The following is a 14,160-nucleotide window of genomic DNA, read 5'->3' as shown; positions in this document are numbered from 1 at the left end:
CGCTTTGCCGAGCCGTCAATTTATTGCAGGACGCGGACGTAGTCGACCAGCATCCGGGACGGGAACGGCGTGCTGCTGTCGATCGGGCCGGGGAAATCACCGCCGACAGCGAGGTTGAGGATCAGGTAGAACGGGTGGTCGTAGATCCACGGGCCCCGGGTGTTCTCGACGGTGTCCTTGCTGGCCGTGAAGACCAGCGTGTTGTCGAGGAAGAACCGGATGCCCTTGCTGTCCCACTCGGCCGCGTACACGTGGTAGTCGAGGGAGAGGTCGACCGGGGCGGTGCTCTTCTGGCCGTACCCACCGGCGCCGTTGTAGGCCGGGGCGTGCAGCGTGGTGTACAGCTCGTTGGTGTTCTTGCCCAGGACCTCCATGATGTCGATCTCGCCGTTGTACGGCCATGGGCGGCCCTGCAGGAAGTCGGCGCCCATCATCCAGAACGCCGGCCACAGCCCGTTGCCCTTCGGCACCTTGATGCGCGCCTCGATCCGGCCGTACTGGGCGTGGAACTTGTTCGAGGTGTTCATCCGGGCCGAGGTGTACTGGCGGCCCTCGTAGTCCTGCCGCCGCGCCTCGATGACCAGGTGACCCTGGCCGTCCATCTGCGCGTTCTCACTGTTCGGCGTGTAGTACTGGATCTCGCCGTTCTGCGGGACGCCCGGGTCGTAGGTCCACTTCGCGGTGCTCGGCTTGGTGCCCGACGGGTCGTTGAACTGGTCCTCGAAGACCACCCGGGTGGCCGGGAACGTCGGGTCGGCCGGCTTCGCGGGCGGGTTCTGCGGCGCGCCGCCGGTGCCGTAGACGCTGAACTCCCACAGCGAGTAGCCGTACTGGCTGCCCCGGGCGGTGCCGTACATCCGGACGTAGCGGCCGGTGCCGGTCGCGTTGATCACGTCCTTGAGCCCGTTGCCGGTGGTCGTCGAGTAGAAGCTCGTCCAGTTGGCGTTGTCGTTGGACACCTGCAGCTGGTACGCCGTCGCGTAGGCCGGGTCCCACTGCAGCACCACCTGGCTGATCTGGGCGGTGGCGCCCAGGTCGACCGAGATCCAGCCCGGGTCGACCCAGCCGTTGGTCGAGCTGGTCGCCCACCGGCTGGCCGGATCGTTGTCGAACGCCTTGTCCGGGCTGCACGGGTTGCAGTTCACGTCGTTCTGCCAGGTCGAGGCCAGAGCCGGTTTGTTGTACGAGAGCAGCCGGGTGTCGCCCGCCGGTGGCGGGTTGTCCGGTGGCGTGGTGCCGCCGCCGGTGAAGACCTGGAACTCCCAGAACGAGTAGCCGTAGGCCTCCAGCGCCCGCTGGGTCAGGTTGATCCGGACGTACCGGGCGGTGCCGGTGACCGGGATGCTCTGCTGGCCGCCCGGCCCGGTGGTGGTGGCGTAGGCCTGGGTGTAGCTGGTGCCGTTGGTGGAGAACTGGATGTTGAAGCCCTTGGCGTACGCGGCCTCCCAGTTGATCGCGACCCGGCTGACCGAGGTGGACGCGCCCAGGTCGACCTGGAACCACTGGGTGGCGCCGAACGCGCTGGCCCACCGGGTGCCGGTGTTGCCGTCGACCGCCTCACCGGGCTGGTACGCGCCGGCGATCTCGGTCGACGAGGCGGTGGCCGGCTTGCCCTGCGAAACGATCGTCTCGGCCGCCTCGGCGCCGGTCGCCACGACCAGGCTGCCCATCGTGCCGACCAGCAGGACGCCGAGGGCGGCCAGCCGGGTGCGGCTTCGTCGGAACACAGCGGATGTCATTCAGGTATCTCCTTGCGGGGAATCAAGGGGACGGGTGGAAGAGGGATGTGTCAGAGCGGTTACGGGGATGTTGAGAAAGCGCTCTTTGAAAGGTCACTCTGAACCCCGGCTCCACGGCTGTCAATGCCTGGTGAAGAGCTCGGGAAGCGCTTTCTCAGATAACCCCAGGTGGCGCCCTGGTTCCGGAACCGTCCCAGTGGTCCGGCGCAGCTGCGACCGCCTCCTGCGCGGATGCGAGAAGGACCCGAGGCGCCAGACATTTGATCGAACGCGAACAAGGGCCTGAGGCGATCCCCGCGTCGCCGGTCCGGCCGCGATGTTCTGAACCGCGGTGTGCGTATTCCGTTGTGGCGGGTATGAGGGACATCGCCGTGGTGGGGGCGGGGCCGACCGGGCTTTACCTCTCGGTGGCGCTGGCTCGGCGCGGGCACCGGGTGACGCTGGTCGACCGGGATCCGGGGCCGGGGCCGGACGGCTGGGAACGGCGCGGAGTCATGCAGTTCCATCACCCGCACGGGCTGCGGCAGCAGGTGGTCGAGGCGCTGGACGCGGAACTGCCGGACGCGCACCAGGCGCTGCTGGCGGCCGGGGCGAAGGACGTGCGGCTGCGTAACGGGCTGGCCGTCGGGCTGCACTGCCGGCGTGCCGTACTGGAACGGGTGCTGCACCGCATGGCCGAGGAGCAAGAAGGTGTCACGGTCGTCGAAGGCCACGCCGAGGACGTGGTGCGCGAGCACGACCGGGTCACCGGCGTGCGGGTGGACGGCCGGACGCTCGACGCCGGCCTGGTGCTCGACGCCGGTGGTCGCGGTAGCCGGCTGGGCCAGGATCTGCGGCCGGCGGCCGACGACCAGGACTGCGGGCTGGCGTACGTGTCGCGGCATCACGCTTTCCAGCCGGGGGCCACGCCGGGGCCGCTGACCGACGCCGCGGGGCTGCTCGAACAGCATCGCGGCTATCTGGTGGCGACGTTCCTGCAGGACTCGGGCACGTTCGCGACGCTGATCCTGCGCGAGTCGGGCGACCACGAGCTGGGCCGGCTGCGCGAGGCCGAGGCGTACGCGACGGCCTGCGCCGCGATCCCGGGCCTGGCCGCGTGGACCGACCCGGCCCGGTCCCGCCCGATAACGGCTCCCCGGGCGGGGGCCAACGTCCGCAACACCTATCGCGGCCAGGGCGCGCGGCCGGGGCTGATCCACGTCGGGGACGCCGTGTGCGCGACCAACCCGGTCGCCGGCCGGGGCATCGCCACCTCCCTGATGCAGGCCCAGCGGCTGCTGGCCGACCTCGACGAGCACGAGGACCTGGCCGACGCACGGGACGCCTTCGACGCGTGGTGCACCAGGGAGATCCGGCCCTGGTTCGACGACCACGTGCGGTCCGACCCGGATCAGCTGGCCCGCCGCCGTGGTGTCGACGTCCCGCTCGACCGGCCACTGACCAGCGGCTGGATCACCGAGACGATGGCCGTGGCGCCCGAGCTGAGGCGGACCATCGTGCTGTTCCTGGCGATGCGCAAGTCACCGGCCGACCTGATGGCGATCGAGCCGGCGGCCCGGGAGATCTACGCCGGCGGCTGGCGGCCGGCCGCCCCGGCCGGGCCCGGCCGGGACGAGCTGGTCCAGCTGATCAAGGGCAGCCGGGGCAGCAGCGTCACCGTGTAGAGCAGCAACGCCGCGATGCCCAGGACCAGCGCCGCCGCGCTCACCACCCGGTCCACCGACTGGGCGGTGACCAGCAGCGGCAGGGCCTTGACGGCGATCGAGCCGCCCAGGGCCCGGACCGCGGCGCTGTACGCGAGCGCCGTCGTCACCCTCTTCGGCGGCGCCTCGGCGGCCACCCGGGCGTCCATGTCGCCCTCGAACGCGGTCTGGCTCAGCCCGGCCGTGAACTGGGCGAAAAGGACCGCATAGGCGTGGGCCGGCGCGAACATCCAGCCGATCAGCATGCCCAGCCCGAACAGCGACCAGCGCAGCACCGCGGGCAGCCGCATCGAGCCGATCATCTCGACCGCGGCCGTGGCCAGCAGACAGCCCAGGCTGAAGGCCACGGCCGCACCGGCCACCCAGGCGCGGCCGTGCAGCTCGGTGGTGAGCGGCACGGCCAGCAGGGTCGGGCCGGCCGCGAGCAGCATCACGCCACCGCCGGCGGCCAGCAGTTTCGGCGACACCGTGGGGCACGAGGCGGCGCCGGTCGGTGGGGTGGCGTCGGGGCGGACCCGGGCCCGGCGGGCGCTGACGATGGTGGGCAGCAGGGAGCCCGCGTACACGACGAAGACCGCGGTCAGCCACCAGCCGGTGGGATAGCCGCCGGTGCCGGCCGGTAGCAGGGCGGCGAGCCCGGTGCCGGCCGCCTCGACCGCCGCGATGCCCAGCGCGTACCTGGTCATCGCCTTGGGGCCGGGTGCGACGGCGGTGACCTCGGCCCGCATCCCGGCGAAGCCGGCCCAGGCCGCGACGTGCATGATCGTGACGCCGGCGGCGATGGACCAGCTGGGCGCGCCGGCGATCAGGCCCCAGAGCAGGGCCACGCGCAGCACGATCTCGGCGCCGGCGGTGGAGCGGAGCAGCTCGCGGCCGGGCAGGCGGCGGGACAGCCAGCCGGTGATCGGCGCCGAGAGCACCACGCCGGCCAGCATCGCGGCGTTGTAGAGGGCGGCCTCGGCCAGCCCGCCGCGGTCGACGGCCAGCAGTACCAGAACGGTCCAGCCCAGCGCCATGCCGAACGAGTCGACGACGCCGGCGGTGAGGAGTTCACGGAGGCGGCCGGTCCGGCGCAGACCACCGGCCACCACCAGCCGATGTCTGCCGGACCCGGGATCAGACAGGATGACCGCCGACGAAGAGCGGGGTGGGCGGCGGGAAGCCGTTGAAGGCGGAGGCATAACTCAGCGTGTACGCTCCGGCCGATCCGATGTACAGCGTGTCACCGACGTCGATGGTGGCGGGCAGGCTGACCCCGGTGAACACGGTGTCCGAGCTGTCGCAGCTGGGCCCGGTCACGGTGAACCGCATGGCCGGTATCTCGGCCGCGTGCCGCACCGACGTCCACAGCGGGTAGTCCCAGCCGTTCGCGGTCTGCAACGTCTCCATCAGGCCGTGGTAGGCGCTGACGTCGACGAACAGCCAGTTCTCGTCGCCGCGCCGCTCCCGGCCGATCACCGAGGTGGCCAGCACCGACGATTCGGCCACCAGGAACCGGCCGGGCTCGGCGGCGAGCAGTTCGGGGCGGTACGGCAGCTCGTCGACCGCGTCGGCGATGACCGCGCCGATCGTCTCGATGGCGGGCACGCCGTGCACGTACCGGGCCGGGAACCCGCCGCCGAGGTCGAGCATGGTCAGCTCGATGCCGTCGGCGCGCAGCCGGGACATCAGCCGGCCGGCCTCGCGGATCGCCTGCCGCCAGGCCAGTGGGTTGCCGCACTGGGAGCCGACGTGGAAGGTGATGCCGTACGCCCGCAGGCCCAGCCGCCCGGCCAGACTGAGCAGTTCGTACGCGTCGTCCACGCCGGTGCCGAACTTCTGCGACAGCGGGAAGACGCTGGCCTGGTCGTCCACCCGCAGCCGGACGTAGACGGCCGACCCGGGCGCCAGCTCGGCGAGCTTGGCCAGTTCGCCGGGCGAGTCGAAGCTGAACCGCCACAGCCCGGCCCGGTACGCCTCGGCCACGTGCGCCGGCGGCTTGACCGGGTTGCTGTAGAGCACGTCGGCCGGGTCCACGCCGGCCCGTTCGAGCATCCGCAGCTCGCCCAGCGACGCGATCTCGAAGCCGGACCCGCGGGCGGCCAACTCGGCCAGGACCTCGGGCGCCGGGTTGCTCTTCATCGCGTAGAACGCCCGCACCCCGGGGATGGCACGCTCCAGCCCGGCGTGCCGCGCGGCCACCGTGTCCAGGTCGGTGACCAGGTACGGGGTCGGCACGTCGATGACCTCGAGGACGTCCGGGGTCAGCGCCGCCGGCCAGTGCGCGGGCACACGGGCGGGCGTGAGCAGGGCGGGGGTCATGGGGGCTCGGTCTCCAGGGGAGGTGGGGGGTCAGACGGTCGCGGGCGTGGCGCTCCCGTCGTGGAGCAGGCGCCCGGCGTCGGCGGCGGGCACGGGCGCGGAGAAGTAGTAGCCCTGGGCGAACCGGCAGCCCATGGCCCGGAGGGCGGCGAGCTGGCCGTACTCCTCGACGCCCTCGGCGACGGTGGACATGTTCAGGCTCTGGCCGAGCTGGACGATGGTCCGGGCCAGCGCGGCGTCGTCGCTCTCGGCGCCGATTCGCTCGACGAACGAGCGGTCGATCTTGAGCGTGTCGACCGGGAACCGGCGCAGGTAGGCGAGCGAGGAGTAACCGGTGCCGAAGTCGTCGATGGCTAGCGAGACACCCAGCGCCTTGAGCCGGACCAGCTGTTCGAGGTTCTCCTCGGTGTCGGTCATCAGGACGCTCTCGGTCATCTCCAGGCACAGCTTGTGGGCCGGCATGCCGGTCTCGGCCAGCACGTCGGCGAGGACGGCGGCCAGATCGGTGCGGTCGAACTGGCGTACCGAGACGTTGACCGCCATCCGCAGGTCCTTCTCGCGGGCGCCCCAGGCGACGGCCTGGCGGCAGGCCTCGGTCAGCACCCAGCGGCCGAGCGGGACGATCAGGCCGGTGGCCTCGGCGATCGGGATGAAGTCGAGCGGCGAGATCATGCCGCGGGTCGGGTGCTGCCAGCGGACCAGCGCCTCGAAGCCGGACACCCGGTTGTCGGCCAGGTCGATCGAGGGCTGGTAGTACAGCCGCAGCTCGTCGCGCTCCAGGGCCAGCCGCAGGTCGGCCTCCAGCTCCAGCCGCTCGACCAGCCCGGACAGCATCTGCGGGTGGTAGCTGGCGTAGCCGGAGCCGCCGGCCGCCTTGGCCCGGTACATGGCCAGGTCGGCGTTGCGCATCAGCTGTTCGGCGCCGCCGTCGCCGGCGAGCAGGGCGCCGGCGGCCAGCCCGATGGACGCCTGGACGTGGATGTCCCGGGTGTCGATCCGGAACGGGTCGTGCAGGGCGTCGACGATGCGCTGGGCGACCTGCTCGGCGTCGGGCGCGCCGAGCGGGGCGGCGATCAGCACGGCGAACTCGTCGCCACCGAAGCGGGCCACGATGTCGCCGGGGCGTACCGCAGCCCGCAGGCGGTCGGCCACCCGCACCAGCAGCTGGTCGCCGGCCAGGTGCCCGAGGCTGTCGTTGACCTCCTTGAAGCCGTCGAGGTCGAGGAAGAGCACCGTCACGTCGGCGCCGTCGGCCCGGGCGTCCAGGGCCTCGGACACCTGCTCGCGGAACAGCGCCCGGTTGGCCAGCTGGGTCAGCCCGTCGTGGTAGGCCTCGTGCATCAGCTGTTCCTGCAGCTTCTTGCGCTCGCTGATGTCGCGGGTGTTCAGCACCAGGCCGCCGACGCTGGGGTCGCCGAGCAGGTTGGTGATGGTGATCTCGGCCTGCCGGCTGCCGCCGTCGTTGTTGGGCAGGGTCAGTTCGAGCATGGTGGTCGCGTACGGGCGCCCGCCGAGCGAGCGCAGCGCCTCGGCCAGCCTGGTCGCCGAGACCGGGTCGAGCATGTCGGTCAGCCGCCGGCCGGTGAGCCGGCCCGCCTGGGCGCCGAACACGCGCTGGATCGACTCGCTCTGGTAGAGCACCACCGACTCCGGGCTGACCACGGTGACCACGTCGGTGCTGTGCTGGACGAGCGCGTGGAAGCGCTGTTCGCTGGCGTAGAGCTCGGCGGTGCGGTCGGCCACCCGGCCCTCGAGGTTGCGGGTGAGGCTGCGGTTCTCGAGCAGGGTGAGCAGCTGCCGGCCGACGATGAGCAGGATCAGGGCACTGCGGGTGTACGCGACGAAGGCGTTGCTCTGGCCGGTGCGCGCGAACCAGACGACGGTGATGACCAGGGCGGCGAGCACGGCCACGTACGGCAGCAGCACGCCGATCTGGGCGCCTTCGACGGCCGGGGCGGCGGGCTCCGCGGTGTCCCGGCCCTGGTCGGTCGGTTTCCGGGCGGCCAGCAGGATCAGCGCGAAGCCCACGAACCAGCCGACGTCGGTGACCCCGCCGGACTGGTAGGCGCCGATCAGGTTGAGGTACGCGTACCCGATGTCGGAGATGGCGAACGCGACCACGCCCGCGCCGACCAGCGCGAGCCGCCCGAAGTCGCGGCCCTGCTGGCGCTGCAGCGCCATCATGTAGATCACGATGGTCACGATGACCACGTCGCCGAGCGGGTAGGCGAGCGAGATGGCCAGCGCGAGCATGCTGTCGTAGCCGCCGTCGAGCATCGGCCGGACGATCAGGATCCACGCGATGATCACCAGCGAGGTGGCCACCATCAGGCCGTCGAGGACGCTGCGGGCCCGGTTGGCCAGCGCCTGGGCCTGGCTCGGGAGCACGAGCAGGCCGGCCGGGGTGAGCACGACCATGCCCATGTAGCCGATGTCGGCCGCCGACGGGAACGGCACCTCGTCGCCGCGGAACGACTCGAGGTAGACCCACGCGCTCTGGCCCAGGCCCCAGGCGAGCACGCCCAGGCCGATCAGCGCCCAGCCCCAGCGGGCCCGGCCGTGGTACTCGCGGGCGCGGAACAGGCAGGCCAGCGCGGCGGTCACGGCGCCCAGGCAGAGGCCGACGTTGGAGATGCTCTGTGCGACCTGTTCGCCGCCGGCGCCGGTGCTGAGCACGACGCCGAAGACCAGGGCGACCACCGACACCACGAGACACAGCCGGGGCCAGCCGCGCGTCACGCGTCGGCGGCCCTCGCTGGTGCTGGTCGCTGGCATCGGCCTGTGTCTCCGCGGGTCCGGGACCGCGCTCGGATGGCGGTCGTACAGGACGAGATCGGATCTTCGGCGGCGACCTTGAGCGATTCCGGACGGTGACGGTGGCCGGCGGTGGGTGCAAAACGGTTTCCCATTGACAGTTGTCACTAGTCGGTGACAACGTTGTCACGCTCTCGTCATGGAGGTATGTCAATGATCCGCCGGTTGGTCTTAGCGGCTTCCTTGTTGGTTCCCCTCGCGTTCGCGGCGCCGGCGTCCGCCGCCGAACCGGAGCCGGTCGACCTCGTCCACCCCTTCGTCGGCACGCAGAACTTCGGCAACACGTTCCCCGGCGCCGCCGCCCCGTTCGGCATGGTCCAGGTCAGCCCGGACACCGGTGGCCAGGGCGGGTACGACTACAAGGCCGGCGCCATCTACGGCTTTAGCCAGACGCACCTGTCCGGGGTCGGTTGTGGCGTCGCCGGCGAGCTGCCGATCATGCCGACGACCGGCGCGGTCACCAGCTCCGATCACAATGCGTACAAGTCGGAGTTCTCGCACGACGACGAGGAGGCGTCGCCCGGCTACTACCGGGTGGGGCTGTCCCGCTACGACATCGACGCCGAGTTGACCGCCACCGCGCGCACCGGCTGGCAGCGCTACACGTTTCCGGCCACCGGCCAGGCCAACGTGCTCTTCAACACCGGCAAGGCCAACCAGAACGTGTTCGGCTCGGAGATCCACGTGGTCGGCGACCGCACGATCGAGGGCCGGGTCAACGCCGGCAACTTCTGCGCCGGCAAGGACGACCACACCGTGTACTTCACGGCCGGCTTCGACCGGCCGTTCGCCTCGTTCGGCACCTGGCGGGGCGGGACGATCACCGCGGACAGCCGCGACGCGACCGGCGAGGGCGGCAACGGCGCCTACGTCACCTTCGACACCGCCGCCGACCGGGATGTGGTGGTCAAGGTCGGGCTCTCGTACACCGGCCTGGAGGGCGCGCGGAAGAACCTCGCGCAAGAGACCGCCGGGTCCTACGACTTCGACCGGGTCCGTGCCGCGCTGCGCGCCCGGTGGGTGGACGAGCTCGACCGGATCAAGATCGACGGGGGTACGGGGGACCGCCGCGCCGCCTTCTACACCGCGCTCTACCACGCCCTGCTGCACCCCAACGTGGCCGGCGACGTGGACGGCCGGTACGTCGGCTTCGACCGGCAGGCGCACACCGCCGCCGGCTACACGCCGTACCAGAACTTCTCGCTGTGGGACACCTACCGCCCACAGAACCAGCTCCTCGAACTGATCGCGCCGGACGTGGCCAAGGACGTGGCGCTGTCGGTGGTCGGCATCGGGCGCGACGGCGGCTGGCTGCCGCGCTGGGCGCTGGCCAACAGCGAGACCAACATCATGACCGGTGACCCGGTCACCCCGTTCCTGGTCGAGGCCTGGTCCAAGGGGCTGCTGGCCGGGCACGAGGAGGAGGCGTACGCGCTGCTGCGTAAGAACGCCCTGTCGCAGCCGCCGGCCGGCTCGCCCTACAACGGCCGGACCGGCGTCGACTACTACGCCGACCGCGGCTACATCCCGTCCGGGCTGAAGCTGGGCACCGACTGCGCGCACAAGGGCGGCGACAACGACTGCGTGCACCCGGCCTCGGCGACGCTGGAGTACTCGGCCGCCGACGCCGCCCTCGCGCTGATGGCCCAGGGGCTCGGCCAGAGCGAGGACGCGACGCTGTTCGCCGGACGCGGCCAGTGGTACCGCAACCTGTGGGACAAGGGCACCAAGCACTTCCGCCCGCGTACGGTCGACGGGACCTGGCTCACGCCCTACGACCCGGTGCACGCGGCCGAGCAGTTCCACGAGGGCGGCGCCAACCAGTACCAGTGGCTGGTGCCGCAGGACCCGGCCGGGCTGGTCGCGCTGATGGGCGGCCGGGCCAAGACCGAAGAGCGGCTGGACGACTTCTTCGTCTACGACAAGCTGCTCACCGACCCCGAGGGCACCGCCCGCAACGACTGGATCGCGGCGCCCTACGACTACTACGAGAAGCCCACCTACAACCCCAACAACGAGCCCGACCTGCTGGCCCCGTACCTCTATCACTGGGCCGGCGCCCCGGCCAAGGCCGCGACAGTGGTCCGCGCCGCGATGACGCTGTTCACCACCGGACCGGACGGCATGACCGGCAACGACGACCTGGGCACGATGAGCGCCTGGTACGTGTTCTCGTCGCTCGGCCTCTACCCGACCATGAGCGGCGCCAACTTCCTGGCCGTGTCCAGCCCGCAGTTCCCCGGAGCCACGGTCAAGACCGGTGAGGGCACGTTGAAGATCACCGCGCCGGGCGCCTCCGACACCAACCGCTACATCCAGAACGTGCACCTCGGCACCAACACGCTCACCAAGAACTGGGTGACCTGGGACGCGGTGGCCAAGGGCGGCACGCTCAAGCACACGCTGGGCGCGACGCCGTCCGGCTGGGGCACCGGCAAGAACGCCGAGCCACCGTCGGTCAACCAGGCGCCCAAGGACACCCGGCGGCACATCGACGCGTCGCTGCGCCCGGCCACCGCCGCACTGCCGTCCGGCGGGACCACCAGCTTCACCGTCGACATCGTGGCCCAGCACCCGACCACGATCCGGCCCACGGTCACCGCCACCGGCCCGGCCGGCTGGACGGTCAAGGTGAAGCCCAAGGAACTGCCGTACCTGCAGTCGTCGAACCTGCCGGTCGCCACCACGGCCACCGTCACGGTCAAGGTCCCGGCCGGGGTCGCCGAAGGCTCGTACCCGATCGCAGTGACGGTGGGCGGCGCCAACACCGTGACCCGCACCGCCCAGGTCGTGATCCGGCCGGCGCTGTCCTGCGTGGCCGGCACCGCCTGCGCGCTCGACCTCACACCGGAGCTGACCCGCGACGGCACGGCCACCGTGGCCGCGTCCGACCAGGGCGACTTCGACACCGGCGGCTGGAGCTACGACGCCGGCCTGCTGCCCGCGGCCGGGCCGGTCACCTGGGGCGGAACGGTCTTCAACGCTCCCGACCCCACCGGCACCGCGAAGAACTTCGTCACCGCCACCGGCCAGTCGCTGGTCCTGCCCCAGGGCTCCCACTCGTGGCTGAACCTGGTCGCCACCACCCACAACGGGCCGGTGACCGGGGCACTGACCATCGGCTACGCCGACGGCACGTCCGAGACGCAGAGCATCACGGTGGCCGACTGGTGCGGGTCGCCGACCAGCGGCACGACCGCCGTCCTGGCCATGCCGCACCGGATCAAGGCCGGGCAGGGCGTGGACGGGCCGCCGGTCAGCCTCTTCGGGCTGAAGGTGCCGGTGTCGGCGGGCAAGGAGATCCGCTCGGTGACCCTGCCCAACGACTCACGGATGAACTTCTACGCGATGACGCTGTCGTAGGAAGCTAGTCCTCGAGGAGGTCGAACTCGTTCCCCTCCGGATCGCGCAGGGTGGTCCAGCCCTCCTGCTCCGCACCGACCTCCGCGCCGAGCGTGGCCAGCCGGGCCAGCTCGGCGCGGTGGTCGCCGGCGCGGAGGTCGAGGTGGATGCGGTTCTTCACCGTCTTCGGTTCCGGGACCCGGGTGAACCACAGGCGGGGCTGGCCCGGGCCGGCCTCGACCAGCACGCTCGGGTCGTCCTCGGGGTCGTCGGCACCGGCCGTACGCAGCCGGGCCAGCTCGGCCTCGTCATAGGGTGCCACCGCGTACCCGTCCAGAACGGCGGCCCAGAACCGGGCCAATGACGCCGGGTGGGCGCAGTCGACCACGATGTCGCCGATCCGGGCCATCAGGCCTCCATGAACCAGCCGTAGACCCGCTCGACCTGGAGCCGCAGCACGATGCGGGCGTCCTCGACCATCACCCGGCGGTACTCGTCCCAGTCCGGGTGCTCGCCCCGGACCTTCCGGTACAGCTCGACCAGTTCCTCGACCGTGGCGTCGTTGATGTCCCGGGCCGGCTCGCTGAGGTCGGCGATCGCCTCGGCCACCGCGTACCCGTGGCCGGCCTTGGCCTTGGTGTGCAGGCTGGCCCGCGGGTCTCGCTTCAGGTTGTGCACCTTGGCCAGCGGCACGCGCGTCGAGATGCTGATCAGGCGGTCCTCGGCCAGGTACGACACGTCGGACAGCTGCGGCCGCCCGTCCTTCTTGATCGTCGCCAGCGTGCCATCGTGCGAGCCGGCCACCACGTCCCAGAGTTCCATGCCGAAATCCTAGTGCGCGGTTGATAGTACGCTTGACGTTATATGACGCGTCGCGTACCTTCCTCGCCGTGCATGAAACCACCTTCCTCATCCTCGCCGCCCTCGCGGCCGAACCCCTGCACGGCTACGGCATCGTCCAAGCCGTCTCCGCCCTCTCCGACGGGGAGGTGAAACTGCGGCCCGGCACCCTCTACGGCGCGCTCGACCGGCTCGCCGAGCAGGAACTGGTCGTCGTCGAGCGCGAGGAAGCGGTCGAGGGCCGGCTCCGGCGCTACTACCGGCTCACCGGCTCCGGCGCGTCCGCCCTGGCCGAGCAGGCCTCCCGGCTGCACCGGCACGCCCGCGCGGCCGAGCGGAACCTGGGGATCGCATGAGCTACCGACCGCTCCTCATCGCCTACCCCGCCCGCTTCCGCCGCCACCACGGCACCGAACTGCTGACCACGCTGTCCGATATGGGTACCCCGTCCCGCACCGACCTGTGGCACGTCGTCCTCGACGGCGTACGCGAACGGTTCCGCCTGCCCGCCGGCCGTCCCCGCCCCCTCGCGGTACTGGCCACCGTGCTCGCCGTACTCGTCGGCGGGGCCCTGGGCGCGGCCGCCGGCTCAGCCGCGGGCTCCCTGACCTACGCCGACCTGCCATCGCCGGAGCCGTTCGCCGCCATGGCGATGGAACCCGGCGGCACCTCCTCGGTCCGCTCCAGCGGCGACGACTACTGGTCGCTGATGGACGGTCTGCCGGCCGGCACCGACGTGACCGCCGTCGCCCAGCACACCCGCCAACGCCTGTCCGCGGCGGGCTGGGCCGTCGGACCGGTCACCCGCGGACAGTCGGACGCCCACTTCAACGCCTCACACTCCACCGTGGAGGTGGACGTCTACGTCTCCAGCTTCGACCAGGTCATGCTCCAGATCTCCGGCTGGCCCACCCGCCCCGCCGCATACCTGTGGCTGTCCCTCGCCGGCGCCCTCCTCGGCCTGGTCGCCGGCTGGCTGCTGGCCGCCGCCGCGGCCCACCGCATCGCCGCCGCCCGCCGCCGCGGCCTGAGCACCGGCCTGGCCCTAGCCGGCCTGCTGGCCCTGATCCCGCCGGCCACCATGTTCACGATGTCGCTGGTCTACTACCTGACCTCGACCGAGCCGGTCGGCTCCGAGGGCATCCCCGAGCCCGGCGTGCTGGCGCCGACCCTGGGCCTGGCCCGTCGCCTCGGCCTGACCGGTGACCTGGCCGTGGACCAGTGGTACCAGCTCCTGACCTTCCTCGGCCTGGCCGCCCTGGTCGTCGCCATGGTCCTGTCCCGCCCCGGCCCCGCGACCCCGGCCCCCGACATCCGCCCCGCCTGACCCGCGCTCTGGCCCTCCGCTGACCTCTTCCCCGCGCGGTTTGCTCTGCGCACCTCTGGTTGCCTACCGCAAATGCTGACAAAGAGGTCAGGCG

At 71.6% G+C, this 14,160-nt stretch carries 10 protein-coding genes; 4 read left to right on the top strand and 6 right to left on the bottom strand.

Annotated elements, in window-relative coordinates:
• Nucleotides 1-20: 20 nt before the first annotated feature.
• Nucleotides 21-1,739 carry a discoidin domain-containing protein gene (locus ACGFIO_RS07860; protein ID WP_392823497.1) on the bottom strand — a complete coding sequence of 573 codons (1,719 nt, stop codon included), beginning with the start codon at nucleotides 1,737-1,739 and terminating at the stop codon, nucleotides 21-23.
• A 356-nt stretch (nucleotides 1,740-2,095) separates the two neighbouring features.
• Here ACGFIO_RS07860 and ACGFIO_RS07855 point away from each other — a divergent pair, with 356 nt between their 5' ends.
• Nucleotides 2,096-3,403, top strand: coding sequence for an FAD-dependent oxidoreductase (locus ACGFIO_RS07855; protein ID WP_392823495.1), 1,308 nt, complete (start codon nucleotides 2,096-2,098; stop codon nucleotides 3,401-3,403).
• Here ACGFIO_RS07855 and ACGFIO_RS07850 read toward each other — a convergent pair.
• The 3 genes from ACGFIO_RS07850 to ACGFIO_RS07840 are packed head-to-tail and all read right to left on the bottom strand — an operon-like array spanning nucleotide 3,304 to nucleotide 8,518.
• Nucleotides 3,304-4,533, bottom strand: coding sequence for a hypothetical protein (locus tag ACGFIO_RS07850; RefSeq protein ID WP_392823493.1), 1,230 nt, complete (start codon nucleotides 4,531-4,533; stop codon nucleotides 3,304-3,306). The genes ACGFIO_RS07855 and ACGFIO_RS07850 overlap by 100 nt on opposite strands.
• Nucleotides 4,534-4,558: 25 nt before the next feature.
• Entirely contained in the window at nucleotides 4,559-5,743 is a 1,185-nt protein-coding gene (locus ACGFIO_RS07845; RefSeq protein WP_392823490.1) for a type III PLP-dependent enzyme, read from the bottom strand.
• A 30-nt stretch (nucleotides 5,744-5,773) separates the two neighbouring features.
• Nucleotides 5,774-8,518, bottom strand: a complete 2,745-nt coding sequence (locus tag ACGFIO_RS07840) for a putative bifunctional diguanylate cyclase/phosphodiesterase (protein WP_392823488.1) — start codon at nucleotides 8,516-8,518, stop codon at nucleotides 5,774-5,776.
• Between the two features lie 186 nt (nucleotides 8,519-8,704).
• Between ACGFIO_RS07840 and ACGFIO_RS07835 the strand changes: the two genes are divergently transcribed.
• Nucleotides 8,705-11,920 carry a GH92 family glycosyl hydrolase gene (locus ACGFIO_RS07835; protein ID WP_392823486.1) on the top strand — a complete coding sequence of 1,072 codons (3,216 nt, stop codon included), beginning with the start codon at nucleotides 8,705-8,707 and terminating at the stop codon, nucleotides 11,918-11,920.
• Between the two features lie 4 nt (nucleotides 11,921-11,924).
• On the opposite strand, the gene ACGFIO_RS07830 is transcribed toward ACGFIO_RS07835, so the two are convergent.
• Together ACGFIO_RS07830 and ACGFIO_RS07825 are read right to left on the bottom strand one after the other, a co-directional pair.
• Nucleotides 11,925-12,308, bottom strand: coding sequence for a VOC family protein (locus tag ACGFIO_RS07830; RefSeq protein WP_392823484.1), 384 nt, complete (start codon nucleotides 12,306-12,308; stop codon nucleotides 11,925-11,927).
• Nucleotides 12,308-12,721 (bottom strand): PPOX class F420-dependent oxidoreductase, encoded by a 414-nt coding sequence (locus ACGFIO_RS07825; protein ID WP_392823481.1) that lies wholly within the window; start codon nucleotides 12,719-12,721, stop codon nucleotides 12,308-12,310. The genes ACGFIO_RS07830 and ACGFIO_RS07825 overlap by 1 nt, the downstream gene beginning before the upstream one ends.
• 68 nt (nucleotides 12,722-12,789) lie before the next feature.
• On the opposite strand from ACGFIO_RS07825, the gene ACGFIO_RS07820 reads away from it, so the two are divergent.
• Both ACGFIO_RS07820 and ACGFIO_RS07815 read left to right on the top strand, forming a co-directional pair.
• On the top strand, nucleotides 12,790-13,095 hold the full coding sequence (locus ACGFIO_RS07820; protein ID WP_392823478.1) for a PadR family transcriptional regulator: 306 nt from the start codon (nucleotides 12,790-12,792) through the stop codon (nucleotides 13,093-13,095).
• Nucleotides 13,092-14,066: a hypothetical protein gene (locus ACGFIO_RS07815; RefSeq protein WP_392823475.1), complete on the top strand. Its 975-nt coding sequence runs from the start codon at nucleotides 13,092-13,094 to the stop codon at nucleotides 14,064-14,066. Before ACGFIO_RS07820 ends, ACGFIO_RS07815 begins: the two co-directional genes overlap by 4 nt.
• Nucleotides 14,067-14,160: the final 94 nt, after the last annotated feature.

The sequence above is a fragment of the Actinoplanes sp. NPDC049265 genome, assembly GCF_043197135.1.
Taxonomy (GTDB): Bacteria; Actinomycetota; Actinomycetes; order Mycobacteriales; family Micromonosporaceae; genus Actinoplanes.
Note: the sequence above shows the minus strand (reverse complement) of the source record. Positions and strands in the feature narration are given on the sequence as shown.

Coding starts and splice junctions, on each gene's coding strand:
- ACGFIO_RS07860 (WP_392823497.1), bottom strand. CDS start 1,739: ATGACATCCGCTGTGTTCCGACGAAGCCGCACCCGGCTGGCCGCCCTC.
- ACGFIO_RS07855 (WP_392823495.1), top strand. CDS start 2,096: ATGAGGGACATCGCCGTGGTGGGGGCGGGGCCGACCGGGCTTTACCTC.
- ACGFIO_RS07845 (WP_392823490.1), bottom strand. CDS start 5,743: ATGACCCCCGCCCTGCTCACGCCCGCCCGTGTGCCCGCGCACTGGCCG.
- ACGFIO_RS07840 (WP_392823488.1), bottom strand. CDS start 8,518: ATGCCAGCGACCAGCACCAGCGAGGGCCGCCGACGCGTGACGCGCGGC.
- ACGFIO_RS07835 (WP_392823486.1), top strand. CDS start 8,705: ATGTCAATGATCCGCCGGTTGGTCTTAGCGGCTTCCTTGTTGGTTCCC.
- ACGFIO_RS07830 (WP_392823484.1), bottom strand. CDS start 12,308: ATGGCCCGGATCGGCGACATCGTGGTCGACTGCGCCCACCCGGCGTCA.
- ACGFIO_RS07825 (WP_392823481.1), bottom strand. CDS start 12,721: ATGGAACTCTGGGACGTGGTGGCCGGCTCGCACGATGGCACGCTGGCG.
- ACGFIO_RS07815 (WP_392823475.1), top strand. CDS start 13,092: ATGAGCTACCGACCGCTCCTCATCGCCTACCCCGCCCGCTTCCGCCGC.